Annotated in this window: 12 protein-coding genes; 2 read left to right on the forward strand and 10 right to left on the reverse strand. The window is 65.2% G+C overall.

Annotated features, from left to right (window positions below; translation table 11 throughout):
• Nucleotides 1–19 precede the first annotated feature (19 nt).
• The 4 genes from ruvC to ACLQ7E_RS18920 all read right to left on the reverse strand — a co-directional run bounded on the left by ruvC (nucleotide 20) and on the right by ACLQ7E_RS18920 (nucleotide 3463).
• Entirely contained in the window at nucleotides 20–628 is a 609-nt protein-coding gene (ruvC, locus tag ACLQ7E_RS18905) for a crossover junction endodeoxyribonuclease RuvC (RefSeq protein ID WP_411734124.1), read from the reverse strand.
• An 8-nt stretch (nucleotides 629–636) separates the two neighbouring features.
• The gene (locus ACLQ7E_RS18910) at nucleotides 637–1392 is read right to left on the reverse strand and encodes a YebC/PmpR family DNA-binding transcriptional regulator (protein WP_411734125.1); all 756 of its coding nucleotides are present in this window, start codon (nucleotides 1390–1392) and stop codon (nucleotides 637–639) included.
• 2 nt (nucleotides 1393–1394) lie between these two features.
• Nucleotides 1395–2066 (reverse strand): pyridoxal 5'-phosphate synthase glutaminase subunit PdxT, encoded by a 672-nt coding sequence (gene pdxT / locus ACLQ7E_RS18915; protein ID WP_411734126.1) that lies wholly within the window; start codon nucleotides 2064–2066, stop codon nucleotides 1395–1397.
• A 137-nt stretch (nucleotides 2067–2203) separates the two neighbouring features.
• On the reverse strand, nucleotides 2204–3463 hold the full coding sequence (locus ACLQ7E_RS18920; RefSeq protein WP_411734127.1) for a CapA family protein: 1260 nt from the start codon (nucleotides 3461–3463) through the stop codon (nucleotides 2204–2206).
• Between the two features lie 79 nt (nucleotides 3464–3542).
• Here ACLQ7E_RS18920 and ACLQ7E_RS18925 point away from each other — a divergent pair, with 79 nt between their 5' ends.
• Nucleotides 3543–5564, forward strand: coding sequence for a M3 family metallopeptidase (locus tag ACLQ7E_RS18925; RefSeq protein WP_411734128.1), 2022 nt, complete (start codon nucleotides 3543–3545; stop codon nucleotides 5562–5564).
• Complete coding sequence (locus ACLQ7E_RS18930; protein ID WP_411734129.1) at nucleotides 5561–6316, forward strand: GNAT family N-acetyltransferase; 756 nt, start codon at nucleotides 5561–5563, stop codon at nucleotides 6314–6316. The genes ACLQ7E_RS18925 and ACLQ7E_RS18930 overlap by 4 nt, the downstream gene beginning before the upstream one ends.
• A gap of 480 nt (nucleotides 6317–6796) precedes the next feature.
• On the opposite strand, the gene ACLQ7E_RS18935 is transcribed toward ACLQ7E_RS18930, so the two are convergent.
• The 6 genes from ACLQ7E_RS18935 to thrS all read right to left on the reverse strand — a co-directional run.
• Complete coding sequence (locus ACLQ7E_RS18935; protein ID WP_411734130.1) at nucleotides 6797–9283, reverse strand: hypothetical protein; 2487 nt, start codon at nucleotides 9281–9283, stop codon at nucleotides 6797–6799.
• Complete coding sequence (locus tag ACLQ7E_RS18940) at nucleotides 9181–10167, reverse strand: hypothetical protein (RefSeq protein WP_411734131.1); 987 nt, start codon at nucleotides 10165–10167, stop codon at nucleotides 9181–9183. Before ACLQ7E_RS18940 ends, ACLQ7E_RS18935 begins: the two co-directional genes overlap by 103 nt.
• A 44-nt stretch (nucleotides 10168–10211) precedes the next feature.
• A complete protein-coding gene (locus ACLQ7E_RS18945) occupies nucleotides 10212–10625 on the reverse strand; it encodes a hypothetical protein (protein ID WP_411734132.1) in 414 nt (137 codons plus the stop codon).
• Between the two features lie 1658 nt (nucleotides 10626–12283).
• Nucleotides 12284–13198, reverse strand: coding sequence for a pyridoxal 5'-phosphate synthase lyase subunit PdxS (gene pdxS, locus ACLQ7E_RS18950; RefSeq protein WP_411734133.1), 915 nt, complete (start codon nucleotides 13196–13198; stop codon nucleotides 12284–12286).
• Nucleotides 13199–13631: 433 nt separating this feature from the next.
• The gene (locus tag ACLQ7E_RS18955) at nucleotides 13632–14240 is read right to left on the reverse strand and encodes an HIT family protein (RefSeq protein WP_411734134.1); all 609 of its coding nucleotides are present in this window, start codon (nucleotides 14238–14240) and stop codon (nucleotides 13632–13634) included.
• Nucleotides 14241–14244: 4 nt separating this feature from the next.
• The coding region (thrS, locus tag ACLQ7E_RS18960) for a threonine--tRNA ligase (protein ID WP_411734135.1) at nucleotides 14245–16151 on the reverse strand (1907 nt) is incomplete at its 5' end.

Here is a 16151-nt window from a genome sequence, read left to right on the forward strand (position 1 = left end):
CGTGGAGGCGCCGAATTGGCTACCGGGCCTTGACCGAACGGGCCTTCGCCTCGGCGGCAATCCATGCGCGCTGGGCGGGGGTCAGGCCCGATGTTCCGCCTGCGGGTCGTGAGCCCGAGGCGGAGGCCGCGGCGCCTGCAGCTCCGAATGCGGCACCGCGCCAACCATGCGTGATGGCCAGGGCCGCGGCGTCGGCCGCGTCGGCCGGCGAGGGAGGCTCGTCCAGGCGCAGGATCTTGGCCACCATCTTGCCAACTGCATTCTTGTTGGCCGCACCCGATCCGGTCACCGCGGCCTTGACCTCGGTGGGGGTGTGCAATGCCACCGGGATGTTGCGGCGGGCGGCCGCAACGATGACAACGCCAGAGGCCTGGGCGGTGCCCATCACGGTGCTGACGTTGAGTTGGCTGAAGACCCGCTCAAGGGCCAGCACGTCGGGCTTGTGTTCATCGAGCCATGCATCGATGCCGTCGGCGATGGCCAACAGGCGTTGGTCCAGCGGGGTGCCCGGCGGGGTGCCAACGACGCGCACGTCGATGAGCGTGGCGCGGCGGTTGGGTTCGACGTCGACCACGGCCAGACCACAACGGGTCAGTCCGGGATCGACGCCTACCACTCTCAAGGGCATGAAGAGGACTAGTCCTCTTCGAGTTCTGCCATGACCTCGGCGCTGATGTCGGCGTTCGAGTAGACGTTCTGGACGTCGTCCAGTTCCTCGAGCGCGTCGGCAAGCTTCAGGAACTTGCGGGCCGAATCCGCATCCAGCTCCACCTGCATCGAGGGAACGAATTCGATTTCGTCGCTCTCGTAGACGATGCCGGCTTCCTCGAGAGCCGCAACAATGGCCCGCAGGTCGGTGGGGTCGGAGTGGATCTCGAAGGATTCCCCGGCTTCCTTGACCTCGTCGGCGCCTGCGTCGAGCACCGCCATCAGCACGTCGTCCTCGGTCAGGCCGTTCTTCGGCAGGCCAACGACGCCCTTGCGGGTGAACATGTAGGCAACGGAGCCGGGATCGGCAATCGATCCGCCATTGCGGGTGATTCCCAGGCGGACCTCGGAGGCAGCGCGATTCTTGTTGTCTGTCAGGCACTCAATGAGCAATGCCGAACCCTGCGGGCCGCGGGCCTCGTAAATGATCTCGGTGTAGTCAATGACCTCGCCGGTCAGGCCGGCGCCGCGCTTGATGGCGCGATCGATGTTGTCGCTGGGCACCGAGGTCTTCTTGGCCTTGGATACCGCAAGTTCAAGGCCCGGGTTTCCGGCCATGTCGGCACCGCCCGCGCGGGCAGCAACCTCGATGTTCTTGATCAGCTTGGCGAAGGACTTGGCACGCCTGCTGTCGAGGATAGCCTTCTTGTGTTTGGTGGTAGCCCATTTGGAGTGGCCGGACATGCTTACGCGTCTCCTCTGATCATTTGAATAAAAAGTTCGTGGATCCGACGCTCCCCGCCCACCTCTGGGTGGAAGGAGGTCGCCAGCAAATTTCCCGAACGTACTGCAACAATTCTATCCACCCGAAGCCCATCCGCGCTCAAGGGCGTGTTCTCGGCGGGGATCCTGGCCAATACCTGCACCGATTCGCCCACGCTTTGAACCCATGGCGCACGGATGAATGCGGCCCGCACCGGCGCGGTCGCCCGCTCCGGGTCCTGGCTGGGAACTGACTCCAGCCCGCGGATTGCCAGGTCCACCTCGAAGGAGTCGACCTGCCGCCCGAACGCGTTCCGCCTGACGACCATGTCGATTCCCCCGAAGCTTTGCTGGGGTTCGCCCCTGAGGTTCTTCGTGGGGTCCGCGATGGTGTCGGCCAGCATGATCATTCCGGCACACGAGCCGTAGACCGGGAAACCGTCGGCGATCCTGGCCTTGAGCACCTCGGATACCCCGTACATGCGCGAGAGCTTGTCGATCACCGTTGACTCGCCGCCGGGAATGACCAACCCGTCAAGATCTGCCAGCTCGCGCGGGGACTTCACCGGCAACGCCAGCGCGCCCAGTGAATCGAGTGCGGCCAGGTGTTCGCGTACATCCCCTTGCAGGGCAAGAACCCCAATACGTGGCGCCATCGTGGATCACTCTCTTGTCTGACTGTCTCTGGACTGTTGGTGCCGCGCGCGCCGCGATGCAGCGCGTGGACAGCTCAGCGTAAACCCGCGCGGCAACCGGGCAAGATTTTCATGACGCGCTCCGGCGCGTCGGGCGCCTACCGCTGTGGCGGCAACCACATTTTCGCACCTTCGGACCGCGCGTCCATGGAGTTCACGGTGTCGGTGGTGCGCTTGAGCGAGGCCTCGTCCTGCCCCTTGGTGGTGCAGGGTTCCCCGTCGGCGGCGGGCAGTGCGCACCAGCGCAGCGGGTCCTGCTTCATGATGTGCGGTGTCCACACCAGCTCCCCGGGCCGCCAGCTGTCCCCGGTGCGCACGAATTGCATCTTGACCGTGAGGCCCTCCTGGTTCAACACGGTCCTGGTCGCGTGCTTGGCCACCGAGTTTCCCAGGCCATAGACGATCCAGGTGCCCTTGCGCTTTTCGATCGGCAGCACGGAGTGGGTGTGGTGCGAGTAGATGAAATCGAATTCCCCGCTGTCGGCCAGGGATCGATTCAACGCGAGCTGGGAGGCGGTGGGGGCGCTGCTGTATTCGGCCCCGTCATGGAGCGCCGCCATCACGATGTCTGCGCCTGCCGCACGCGCTGCCTTAGCGCGGGAAACCAGCGTGGCCTTGGCGATGTCGTCCACCCGCCACGGGGCGTCCTCCGCCACCCCGTTGAGCGAGAAGGTGCCGGCTATGACGGCAACCCGTGCGCTGCCGACCTCAACCACCAACGGCTTCGCGGCCTCGGCGGCGCTGCGGTAGGAACCGGTGGAGACCAGTCCGGCCTCGTCGAGCGCATCCAGGGTCCGCTTGACCCCTGCCACGCCGGCGTCCACTGAGTGGTTGCTGGCGGTGGTGCAGCCGTCATAGCCGACTTCCGCCAGAGCGGGGATGATCAAGGGCGGAACACTGAACATCGGGTAGCCCTTGAACGGACCGTTCGGGGCGGCGACCGGGGTTTCCAGGTTGCACAGGGCCAAATCGGCGTCGGCCAGGTAGGGGGCGATGCCCTTCAGTAGCGGCACGAAGTCCATGGCGCCCTTCCCGTCCTTCTCCGCCTGGTCCCACAAAGCCGGGTGCAGCAGGATGTCACCGGCCACGGCCACCTCGATGCACTCCTCCCCCGCGCAGTCCGGGTCCCGCGGCTCCGGCGGCGAAGTGGTTGCCGCCGGAGCGGAGGTCGCCGGAAGGCCCGTGGCTCCCTGTCCCGTGGGCTCGGCGAGGCTGGACGCCGCTGCAGAAGCGTCGCCGGAGGGTCCCGGCGACGAGGGCGCTGGGGTGCAGGCCCCCAAGGCCGCGACGAGGAACAGCGCAGCGCAGATGGCTGCGCCCCTGGGCACACCGGGGCCGCGCACGAATCGATCAGACATAGCCAAAAGCCTAACCTTGCCGCGGGGCGTGCGGCGCGGGAAACGGACAGCGCCGAGGGCTTATGACAGGGTTAAGACCATGCATAATCCGTTGCTTGAGCGAAGCACCTTGCCGTTTGAATTCCCAGATTATTCAGCCCTGGAAGCACCTCACTACCTCGAGGCGGTCCGGCACGGCGTGGGCGGGCAGCTGGAGGAGCTCCGTGCCATTGCACAGAACCCCGCGGCCCCGACCCTGGAGAACACCTTCGTGGCCATGGAACGCAGCGGTGCGCTGCTGCGCCGGGCACTGATGGCGTACTGGACGGTGTTCTCGGCGCACGGCACCGACGAGTTGCGCGAAATCGACCCCGAGCTTCAGGCACTGGTCTCGGCGCACGAGGATGCCATCCACCTGGACGAGGAACTTTTTGCACGGCTGGCCTCCCTGGACGCCAACGGGCTCGCGGGCGAGGATGCCCGCCTGGTCTCCGAGACCCTGGGCACCTTCCGTGCCGCCGGCGCCGAACTCGATGCCGAAAGCAAGGCACGTCTGCGCGCCCTGAACAGCGAGATCACCGATCTGTCCAGCGAATACTCGCGCAGGCTGCTGGGCGCCATGAACGAGGCAGCCGTTCACTTTGCCGATGCCGCGGAACTGGCAGGGCTCGGCGACGGGCAATTGGCCTCGGCCGCGGATGCCGCCCGGGCCGCCGGCCATCCCGACGGATACCTCCTGACCCTGGTGCTCCCCACCTCGCAGCCCTTGCTGGAGCGTTTGGAGCGTTCCGGTTCCCGCCGCCGCCTTTTTGAGGCGTCGCTGAACCGCGGGCTGGAGGGCGAGAACCGGACCCTTGAGCTGGCCGCCCGGATGGCGTCGCTGCGTTCGACCCGCGCCCGGCTGCTGGGCCACAACACCCATGCTGACGTCGTGCTGCAGGAGGCCACCGCCCCCGACCTGGACGCGGTGCGCCGCCGGCTGGCCGAACTCATCCCCCCGGCCGTGGCCAATGCCCGCGCCGAGGCCGCAGAGCTGGAAAAGCTCTCGGGCGGGCGAATCGAGCCCTGGGACTGGGCCTATTACTCGGCGGCAGTGGCGCGCGAACGCCACGCCCTGGACACTGCGGCGCTTCGCGAATACTTCGAACTGGGCGCGGTGATCGAGCGCGGCGTGTTCGCCGCCGCCACCCGGCTGTACGGGCTGGGTTTCACCGAGCGCTTCGACTTGCCGACCTACCACCCGGATGTGCGCACCTGGGAGGTCTTTAACGAGGACGGGTCGACGCTCGGCCTGTTCCTGGGCGACTACTTCGCTCGTCCCACCAAGGCCGGGGGCGCGTGGATGAACTCCATCCGCGAATCCGCCTCCCTGCTGGGCGAGCTGCCGGTGGTCACCAACACCCTGAACATCCCCAAGCCGGCGGCGGGCGAGCCTGCACTGCTGAGCCTGGACGAGGTCAACACACTTTTCCACGAGTTCGGGCACGCGCTGCACGGGCTCTTCTCCAGCGGCGCCTATCCGTCGCTGTCCGGCACCAGCGTCCCGCGGGACTTCGTCGAGTACCCCTCGCAGGTCAACGAGATGTGGGCCCTGCACGCCGAGGTGCTGCCCGGCTATGCGGCTCACACCCGCACCGGGGAGCCGCTGCCCGAGGGCACGGTCGAGACGCTGGAGGTCGCCGCCCTGTGGGGCGAGGGATTTGCCACCACCGAGTACCTCTCCGCCGCCGTCCTTGACCTGGCCTGGCACTCGCTCACCGACGGCGAACTGGTCGCGGATCCGCTCGCATTCGAGCAGCGTGCGCTCACCGAGGCCGGATTGATCCCGGACCTGGTCCCCTCGCGCTACCGCACCGGGTACTTCAAGCACATCTTTGACGGCGGCTACTCCGCCGGGTACTACTCCTACATCTGGTCGGAGGTCCTGGATGCCGACACGGTTGAATGGTTCACCGAGAACGGCGGGCCGAAGCGGGAGAACGGGGAAAGGTTCCGCACCGAGCTGCTCTCGCGCGGCAACACACGGGACCCGCTGGAGTCCTATGAGATCTTCCGCGGCCGCCCGGCACTGATCGAACCGCTGCTGCTTCGCCGCGGCCTGGCAAAGGGAATCAAAGCGTGACAACCATTAGTTTTGCCCAGGAGGCGCTCTCCCACTGGCACCAGGCGGTCGCCATTGCCACGGGCGGCAAGCTCTTCACCACCCACGGATGCTCGTGGGCCTGGCAGCCTGCCCGCGCGCGGCTGGTCTTGCTCTTCCCCGCCCACGCCCAGGAAGCCGGGCTGCGCCCGGGCCTGGCCGAGGGAACCCGCCTCGGGGCACGCCGGGTGGAGGCTTGGGTCAATTCCGGTGCGCCCTCGGGCCCGCTGGAGGCTGCCGGCTTCTCCGATGCCGCACAGATTTCCTGGCATGCCGGGGAACTGGTGGGCCCCGAGGAGTCCTGGGACGGGCGCGTGCGCCTGGGCACGGACATCCCCGAGGCCGTCGGCCCCGATGCGAAGGAGCTCCAAGTCGCCAACCTGTGGCGCGATCCGGCCACCGCGGGCCTCAGCGCCGGCCACCCGGCGTTGCGCCGCGTCGAACAGGCCACCGCACGCACCCTCGAAGGTGATCTGGTGGGCCGTGCCTTTGCCCAGCAGGCATTCGGTGGCCAGTTGGCCATCCACGGGCTGGCGGTGTCGCCTGCGCACCGTCGGCTTGGCATCGGGTCGGCCCTGCTTAACGGGCTGGCACGCGGCATGGTCAACCCGCTGGGGCTGAACGAGGAATCAAGCATTGAGCTCATTGCCGCCGCGTCCCCGCGGTCGGCACCGTTCTTCGAGGCCAACGGGATGCGTCTGCTTGGCCGCGGACGGCACCTGGTGCTGCGCTGACATGTAGCCTCGTCAAGAGGCGGGGAAGAACCTCGCTAGAGTTCCCGAAATGACCACACCGAAACACTCCACCCAATTGACTCGGCAATTGACATTGCCGCCTTGGAAATCTTCCCAATTTGAAACTCATAATGGCTGTCAGGTTTTAGATTATCTGCCACGGATTTCCAATTTTCGGATGTCACTCCGTCCGAGAAGCTAAGTTGGCCACACTCTTGTGTGTTGATTAGGATGGAAGATCCCGTGCGAGGACCGACCTCTTCTTCGACACTGGTAACGGTGCACACTATAGAGTCCAGATTATTCCGGTCATATGCGAATAATGCAGGCAATCCCACTATAATGAATAGTCCAAGAAGTACGATCATTCCCAAAGTCGAGAAGAACGTTATCTTGTTCTTCACACTTGGTCGCTCACCGTGACTGGAAGAGTTGACCATTTTTCCTCATTTCGCAAAATCTATCTTGAGGCAAATTACTTCACCTGGCCCGATGAATTCCTGCCGTGGGCCCGTCCGATCCGAGAAAGAACCTTTGCGCACCAGCGGCCATGAGGTCAGGGAATCTGTTGGGCGCGTCCGGCCGAATAATGTGATTTATCATGCCTTCAGCACCTCCAACGACATGGCTAACAGTCTCATTTACCCCAACATTCCATCTGGCAATGTTAGGTGCCAAAGAGTGTGAGCTTAACCCTTCTGGAATTTTTGGTGCGATGGGTAATCTCCGGATCAGGGATCCGGCTGCCCCCTCGGCACCAGGCGTCACACCCGAAACGAAAGGAGCACCGATGACAGCCCACGGATCGACCTGATCCGTCGGCCGGGCCGCACGCCACTCGGCGCTCGCCCACCCATCACCGAAACCGGTCACACCGCCGGGCAGGGACAGAACCTGCCCGCCACCGATCCCGGCCAGCGTCGGAACCGGGTTCGCCGTATCCCACCAGACATCGACGCCGTCAACGCCGGCCAGCTCACCCAGGGCATCGACCCACAAGTTGTGCCGGGAGACCTCACCGCCCTCCGGGGTCCGCAGGACAGTGCCCGCCAGGGAGCCGTTGGCACCCCAGGCATACTCCGTCCACGACCCATCCGGGGCGATCAACCGGGTCCGCTGGCTCAATCCGTCATACACGTACTCGACCCGGGCACCGTCGGGATCCGTCACCGCCAGCAGCTGCCCCGCAACGTCATACTCATACACCCGCACACCGTCCGGAGTGCTCTCGCGCACCAGGCGGCCGCCGGCGTCATATTCCCACCCGGACACCGCGCCGGTGCCGCCACCCCGCGTGGTGGCGGCGGTGACCATTTGCCCGGCGCCGTCGTACCCGTACCGGGTCACGTCCCCGGCACGCGTCAGGCCCGTGATCCGGCCCTCGGCATCCCGGCCGATCAGCGTCACATCCGTTGCTCCCGCACCGCTGCGGTCGGACCAGGTGTGCTCGGACAGGCACCCATGCCGGTAGACCCATTCCTGCACCAGGTCCCCCACCGTCGCGCACGTGATCCGCCCCGATGCATCGTGGGCGAACACCGCCCGGCCCAGCAGCGAGTTCTCCACGGCAACCACCTGGCCCGCGGCATCACGCGTGTACGCCGTCACCGTCCCCTGGGCGTCGGTGAACCGGACGCGGTTCCCATCCGCGTAGTACTCCCAGGACAGGCCCGCACCACCGCGGGTGCGTCCCGTCAGCAGGCCCCGCCGGTCGAACGACAATTCGTGCTCGACCGCCAGCCCGTCCGCACCCGAATAGTCGGTGACCACGACCCGGCGGTGGACCAGGTCGCGCTCGAGGGCGGAAACCAGCTTCCCGTCCACCGAGACGGAATCCTCACGCCCGGCGGCATCGTAGGCCCAGGACGTGGTGCGCCCATCCGGATCCGTCCCGGACAGAAGCCGCCCCGCGGGATCATATGTCGCGGTGCATACCCGCCCCAGCGGGTCCGTCACTGACTCCAGCTGATCGGTGCCCGTATAAGTGCGCGTCACCACCCCGCCCACGGGATCCGTGACCCGCACCAAACGCCCGCGAACGTCGTACTCGAAGCGGGTCCGCCCGCCCACACCGTTGACGGTCTCGGTCAGCTCCCCCGCCGCGTTGTACCTGAACCGGCGCGTGCCGTGCCAGGCATCCTGCGAAAACGTCAGCCGCCCGGCCTTGTAGTACGCGTACCGGGACACGCCCCGCCCGGGATTGCGGTGCAGCAAAAGACGTCCGCACGGATCGTACTCGAACCTCTCCACCTCACCGGTGGGCAACGTGCGGGCGGCGACGCGCTGGTCGGCGTTGTACGCCACCTTGGTGACCGCACCCAGAGGGTCAGTGGTCCGCCACGGCCGACCACACGCATCGTACTCGTATCGGGTCACCGCGCCCGTCGGGGAGGTCACCGACGTGATCTTCCCGGCAACGTCGCGGCCCAACACCTTCAGCCCACCCTCGCCATCGACGGGCTCGACCGGGTTCCCCGCCGCGTCATAGGAGATAAGCTCCGCTGAGCCGTCCTCGGCCTCCACGCGCAGGGGGCGGCCATACTCGTCAAAGCGAATGGTCGAGGAGGCAAACGCCTCCGTCAGCGTCGCCGTGCCGGTCTTGCGGTCCGTGCCGGAATCGGTGCGGACGCCCGTCGGGTCAACGACGGCACTCAGGTTGCCGACCGAGACGTACTCCCGCAGCCAGTCATGGCCTGCTGGATCCTTGATGCCGACCAGCCTGGAAAGGTCGTCGTGGACAAAGCCCCACCGGGCACCGTCCGGCAACACCGTGCCGGTCACGTTGCCCAGCTCATCGAAGATCCGCTCGACACTGCGTCCCAGTGGGTCCACCGTCCGGGCCAGCTCGCCGTTGGCAGCGTATTCTAGCTCGGTCCGCCCGCCATCGGGGGCGACGGACGCGGTGATCCGCCCCGCCCGGTCGTGTTCAAAGGCCCAGACGCCGCCGTCCGGGTTCTCGCGCCGCACCAGGGCCCCGATGCGTCGTAGGCGAACCGGGTCTGCGCGCCCGAGGGGCTGGTCGCCGTGACGGGACGGCCCGCGCGGTCGCGAACGATCCGCGCGACATCGCCGTCCGCGTTGCGGGTCGCCATGAGGTCGCCGAACCCGTCGTATTCGAAGCCGATCTCAACCCCGACCGGGTCGATGACCCGGTCCAGCAGGCCGTTGCGCCAGTCAAGCTCGGTGCGCCCGCCCAACGGGTCGACAATCGCCGAAGGATCGCGGGAGTCATCATCGGCATATTCGTGGGCCACCACGGCCCCGGATGCCGTCACCAGGGTGGTGATCCGGTCCTGTTCGTCCCACCCGTAGGTGAGGTCGGCGCCCTCCGGAGTCACGGTCCGGATCCGCCGGCCCCGCTCGTCGTAGGCGTGGACCGTGACCGACCCGTCGCGCTCCGTGAAGGAGACGAGGTTCCCGTGGGCGTCATATGCCATGGACTGGCGCCGGTCATCGCTGTCCAGTACGCCGACCAACCTGCCCCTGGAGTCGGCGATCCACGCGTTCGAACGCGACCCGTCCTCGTCCGAGACGACCGTGACGCGGCCGGGCAGGTACGCGAAGCGTGTCCTGCGCCCGTGCTGGGTCACCTGCAGGGCAACCCTGCCGTGCTCGTCGTTGGTGTTCTCGGCCTCAAGGACTCCCGCGGCCGAAACCACGGCATCTAGCAGTCCCTGCTCGTTCCATCGGTACGTGCGTGCGCCCAGCTCCGTGGCCACGCGCGTCAGCCTTCCGGCGGAGTCATATCCGTACTCGACGCGCCGCCCGTCCGAGGCCCTCACCACGGCGACAAGCCCGTCGGCATAGTCGACCTCGAGGAACCTGCCCCGCACCTGCGTCAGCCGCGTCACCTGCCCGGTGCCGGCAGCCTCACGCCCATCAGTGGCTCCGAAACCTAGAAGTCGCCACCCGGATAAACACCCTCAGGCAGCGCGAAGCAGGGCGAACCGGATGCGATTCGGACCTCTCCCGGACCATCCTTGACGATGATGTAATTTTCCGACGTGTCAGGTGAGCGTAGCTGCACGCGATAGTCCCCCACGATATCGGGCCCTGTCTTTAGATTGAAGCGGCTGTCCTGGAAATGGGCTTCAATCGCCCTGACGATAGGCTCCGGATCGGTCCCCGCACTCAAAGTGACTGCGGCTGAACCTTTCCATCGATGTTGGGCCTCACCGCATTCGAACAGGATACCGGTGGCTTTCTGCTCAATCTTGACCACGTTGTCTTCGGGAATCAGATTGGCGATTTCCAGTTCCATGGCCTGCGATTGCGCCTTGGCTTTCTGCCACGTCAACTCGCTCTCCACAGCTTCTCCCTTCTCCGTTGTCGTCGAGCTGGTTACATCGCCAGAGCGATCACTTGCCATGCACCCGCTGAGACTTATCATCAGTACCACCACAGCGATGGCTACGAGTCGTGTTCGGATCATTTCTCCACAACCTTTTCCGCCTCTTTGAGCAACTTCTAATTGTCTTGGCTGTTGGTCGTGATGAGAGAGTGGTCCTCAATTGGATTCCCATCAGGCAAGATACTTCCAAGGTTAGGCCTGCTGTAGCCGCGACTGCGCAGCAGCATTCCGCCGGAACGACTCGGCGAACGGCCCACCAAACTCGGACAACGCCTCACCCGCCACCGACGCCCGCGGCCCACGCTGCCTCTCCAACACGGCAACCGCCTCATCGCATGCGGCAATCAGCTGATCAGCTGCACCGTCTTCAAAGTCCACGCAAACCCCGCAATCCAACAACAAACCGGTCCAAGAACACCAACAGCGCGGCTACACCCCGCCGCCTGCGGAGAAGATGTCCTGGCTGACCTTCCGCACCTGCACGCGCAGCCCTCCAGGCTCCTGCTTCGCATTGTCCAGCGCGGCCTCGGTCCCAGGCCACGTCCACCCGCGGAACCGCGCCGCCAACGACTCGTCGCACGCGTTCGGATCCGACAGAGTCCTGACCTGCCCGTGCAATGCCGAGATCCGGTCCGCCAGACCCCCCGTTAACGAGGCCCCGCACCTGCGCAATCGCACCCTTCGCCTGCTCGGTCGACAACACCCGCGACAGGCCACACCCCTTCACAAAACGGCAACAATTAACCCCACCCTATTGAATAAACCGAGAAACACCAAACCATGTACAAACACCTTGTGGTCGTCGGTTCGACATTGGTGACCCGACGGTAACAACCCGTCTGAGCTTCCGCACCCCACCACGCACTCTTCACTACCCGGGGGCATGGTTGGCGCCGACAGCAGGGACCAGCATTGGATGGAAGCGGGAGCTATTACCAATTCTGCCTGGAGGCCTCGCCGCCGTCGACGAGACACCGATCATTACCGTGTCATGTACAGGGCGACCGCCATCGGGACCCCGATGTTCAGTGAGTCGACGCCACCAACCATCGGCCTTCCTTACTCGGAGATCGACTGCCATTGAGGTCCGAGTCAACAGCTCGTTTCCCTCGCGGCGGGGGTGACAGCGTGCTCAAGTTTCGCATGGGCACCCAAACCTCCCATGCAGGCCAGGCCCTCTCCCAACACAGCCTCAAAGGTGGCGATGCGTTGAGGGGAACCTAGCCGAACTTCGCCCCGGCGATCACGTCCCGGAGCGAGGCACGGGCAAGTACAAACACTGGCAAGCCCCCCGTCGGACGGCCAAGGGGATTCCCAGGTTCGAAGGACGGGTAACTTAGGTGACGTGTGCTGGGCCGCCCAAGGCGCGCCGCCGCTCAGGCAGCCACGGAGTATGAAGCAGGTGCAGCGGACCATGCGTCGACGGCGCTCCGCTCCGTGACAGTGCGATATTCGAGGCATTGACAAAGAGAACGGCACCGGGGCCCGATGGAATAGTCCAATGGGCCCCGGTGCCGTGGTCCGGGATGAATCGACCGCCCACCGCGTGGGCGAAGGGCGGTCGCGGCTCACCTTTGGCGCTCCTGCACGCGGAAGAAGCGGGTGAGCGTCAGGTGTTACCAGCCGCGCTCGGCCAGGCGGTGCGGCGCCGGGATGTCGGCGACATTGATGCCGACCATGGCCTCGCCCAGGCCGCGGGAGATCTTGGCCAGCTCGTCAGGGTCGTTGTAGAAGGTGGTGGCCTTGACCACGGCGGCGGCACGCTGTGCCGGGTTGCCGGACTTGAAGATGCCCGAGCCCACGAACACGCCGTCGGCGCCGAGTTGCATCATCATGGCCGCGTCGGCAGGGGTGGCGATGCCGCCGGCGGTGAAGAGCACGACCGGCAGCTTGCCGGTGGCCGCGATTTCCTTGACCAGTTCGTATGGGGCCTGCAGTTCCTTGGCGGCCACGTAGAGCTCGTCCTTGGGCAGGGCCGCCAGCTTGGCGATCTCGGCGCGGATCTTGCGCATGTGCCCGGTGGCGTTGGAAACGTCGCCCGTTCCGGCCTCGCCCTTGGAGCGGATCATGGCAGCACCCTCGTTGATGCGGCGCAGCGCCTCACCGAGGTTGGTGGCGCCGCAGACGAACGGGACCTTGAAGGGCCACTTGTCGATGTGGTGCTCGTAGTCGGCCGGGGACAGGACCTCGGACTCGTCGATGTAGTCGACGCCCAGGGACTGAAGGATCTGTGCCTCGACGAAGTGGCCGATGCGGGCCTTGGCCATTACCGGAATGGAAACCGCAGCGATGATGCTGTCAATCATGTCAGGGTCGCTCATGCGCGAAACGCCACCCTGTGCGCGAATGTCGGCCGGGACGCGCTCGAGCGCCATGACGGCGACGGCACCTGCGTCTTCGGCGATCCGGGCCTGTTCGGCAGTGACAACATCCATGATGACGCCGCCCTTGAGCATTTCCGCCATGCCGCGCTTGACGCGGTCGCTACCTACGGTAGTTGCCGGGGTTGAGACGCCTTCGTTTTCAGACACCTTTGTTTCCTTTCAATAAGGTGAGCAGTATGCGAATCATCGTAGGACGAGGACGTAACAAAGACCTCGGGCATGTCGTCACAATTCAAAACCGGTAGACAAGTCTTCTAGATTATGGATGCCACCCACCTACCAGCAAAGCACCCCATGCCGCTGGATCATAGGGTTTTCAGCGTAGGGCACAGGAAACCCGCCGGGCGCAACAGTCCCTTCTGGATACTCTTTGATGATGCACGTGTGCCCGAGCGGTCTCGGGAAGCTTCCATCGGCTGATTCCATGGAAGCGCACTTCCCTACGAGCCGACAAGAGCAGCCAACAAGGCATGCACGCGCTCCTTGGTGCACCCCTCAAGTCCATGAATACCGGAGGGACTTAAACGAATTGACCGCCGGGCAAATGCACGACGGTCAATTCATGGATTTCTATTCGCTTTTAGTCGATTTCAAGCCAGCCCGCGGTCAGGTCCTTGCGGATGTCGTTGAGGGTGGCAGGGATGGCCTTGGTTTCGGCAATGATCGGGAAGAAGTTTCCGTCCCCGGCCCAGCGCGGAACCACGTGCTGGTGCAGGTGCGCGGCGATGCCCGCTCCCCCGGTGACCCCTTGGTTCATGCCCAGGTTGAATCCGGTGGGGCGCGAGACATGGCGCAGCACGCGCATGGCCTTTTGGGCCAGTGCCGCCATTTCCGCGGTTTCCTCCTCGGTGATGTCTGTGTAGTCCGGAACGTGCCGGTACGGGCAGATGAGCAGGTGGCCCGGATTGTAGGGGAAGAGGTTCAGGATCACGTAGGCGGTCTTGCCGCGGTGGATGATCAGCGAATCCTCGTCGCTACGGGTCGGGCCGGCGCAGAACGGGCAGTTTTCCTCGTCCTTGACGTGGTTCTGGCCGGACTTGATGTAGGCCATCCGGTAGGGAGTCCACAGCCGCTGGAACGAATCCGGCACACCGGCGATTTCAAAGTCGTCGGTGATTTCGGCGTCGGCCGCCTCCTGCGATGCCCCGCCCGGATTCCGGGCCTCGCGCACTTTCGTGGACTCCCCCATGCCCTTAGGCTTCCCGGTTCTTCACGGCGGCAACGATGCGGGCCACCGCTTCGTCCACCGGTACGCCGTTGTCGGTGCTGCCGTCGCGGAAGCGGAAGGACACCGCCCCGGCCTCTGCGTCTTCGCCACCGGCGATGAGCACAAACGGGATCTTGTCCTTGGAAGCGGTGCGGATCTTCTTCGGGAAACGATCCGAGGAGATATCTGCCTCGGCGCGGATGCCGGCGGCCTTGAGCTTGTCGATGACATCGAACATGTACTCGTTGAAGGCCTCGGCGACCGGGATGCCCACGACCTGGACCGGGGAAAGCCATGCCGGGAAGGCACCGGCGTAGTGCTCGGTGAGCACGCCCATGAAGCGCTCGACGGAGCCGAAGAGCGCGCGGTGGATCATCACCGGGCGCTGGCGGGTGCCGTCGGCTGCCTGGTACTCGAGCTCAAAGCGCTCGGGCAGGTTGAAGTCCAGCTGGATGGTGGACATCTGCCAGGTGCGGCCCAGCGCGTCCTTGGCCTGGACGGAGATCTTCGGTCCGTAGAACGCGGCTCCTCCCGGATCCGGGACGAGTTCCAGTCCCGAGGCCTCGGCGACCTCGGCGAGGGTGCGGGTGGCTTCGTCCCAGATGGCGTCCTCGCCAACAAACTTCTCCGGGTTCTTGGTGGAGAGCTCCAGGTAGAAGTCATCCAGCCCGTAGTCCTTGAGCAGACCCAGCACGAAGTTCAGCGTTTCGGTCAGCTCGTCCTTCATCTGCTCCTTGGTGCAGTAGATGTGGGCGTCGTCCTGGGTCATGCCGCGCACGCGGGTGAGCCCGTGGACCACGCCGGACTTCTCGTAGCGGTAGACCGAACCGAATTCGAACAGGCGCAGCGGCAGTTCGCGGTATGAGCGTCCGCGGGAGCGGAAGATCAGGTTGTGCATGGGGCAGTTCATCGGCTTGAGGTAGTAGTCCTGGGCAGGCTTGCGAACTGTACCGTCTGCGTTAAGTTCCTCATCCACGCGCATGGGCGGGAACATGCCTTCCTTGTACCAGTCCAGGTGACCGGAGACTTCGTAGAGGTGTCCCTTGGTGATATGCGGGGTGTAGACGAACTCGTAGCCGGCGTCGACGTGGCGCTGGCGGGAGTAGTCCTCCATCTCCTTGCGGATGATGCCGCCCTTGGGGTGGAACACCGGCAGGCCGGAGCCCAGCTCGTCGGGGAAGGAGAACAGGTCAAGTTCAACGCCGAGCTTGCGGTGGTCGCGCCGCTCAGCCTCCGCGATGCGCTCCTGGTAGGACTTGAGCGCGTCCTTGGTGGGCCAGGCGGTGCCGTAGATGCGCTGCAGCTGCTGGTTCTTCTGGTTGCCCAGCCAATACGCGGAGGATGACCGGGTGAGGGCGAACGCGTTGGAGATGAGCTTGGTGTTCGGCAGGTGCGGGCCGCGGCAGAGGTCGCACCAGACGGTGGTCCCCTCCTTGCGCTCCACATTGTCGTAGATTGTGATGTCGCCTGCGCCGACCTCCACGTTGACGCCCTCACCGGCTTCGGCGGCATTGTACTTCTTGCCCAGGAGTTCGAGCTTGTAGGGCTCGTTCTTCATGGCCTCGCGGGCTTCGTCCTCGCTGACCACCCGACGGACGAACTTCTGGTTCTGGTTGACGATCTTGAGCATCATCTTCTCGAGGGTCTTGAGGTCCTCGGGGGTGAACGGCTCGGCCACGTCGAAGTCGAAGTAGAAGCCGTCGGTGATGTACGGGCCGATGCCCAGCTTGGCGTCCGGGCGCAGCTGCTGCACGGCCTGGGCCATGACGTGGGCGGTGGAGTGGCGGAGGACGTCCAGGCCGTCCGGGGAATCGATGGTGACGCCCTCGATCTCGGCGCCCTCGGGCAGCTCCTGGTCCAGGTCCTTCAGCTCGCCGTTGACGCGGGCAACAA

It is taken from the genome of Paeniglutamicibacter sp. (assembly GCF_046714615.1).
In the GTDB taxonomy this organism is placed as follows: Bacteria; Actinomycetota; Actinomycetes; order Actinomycetales; family Micrococcaceae; genus Paeniglutamicibacter.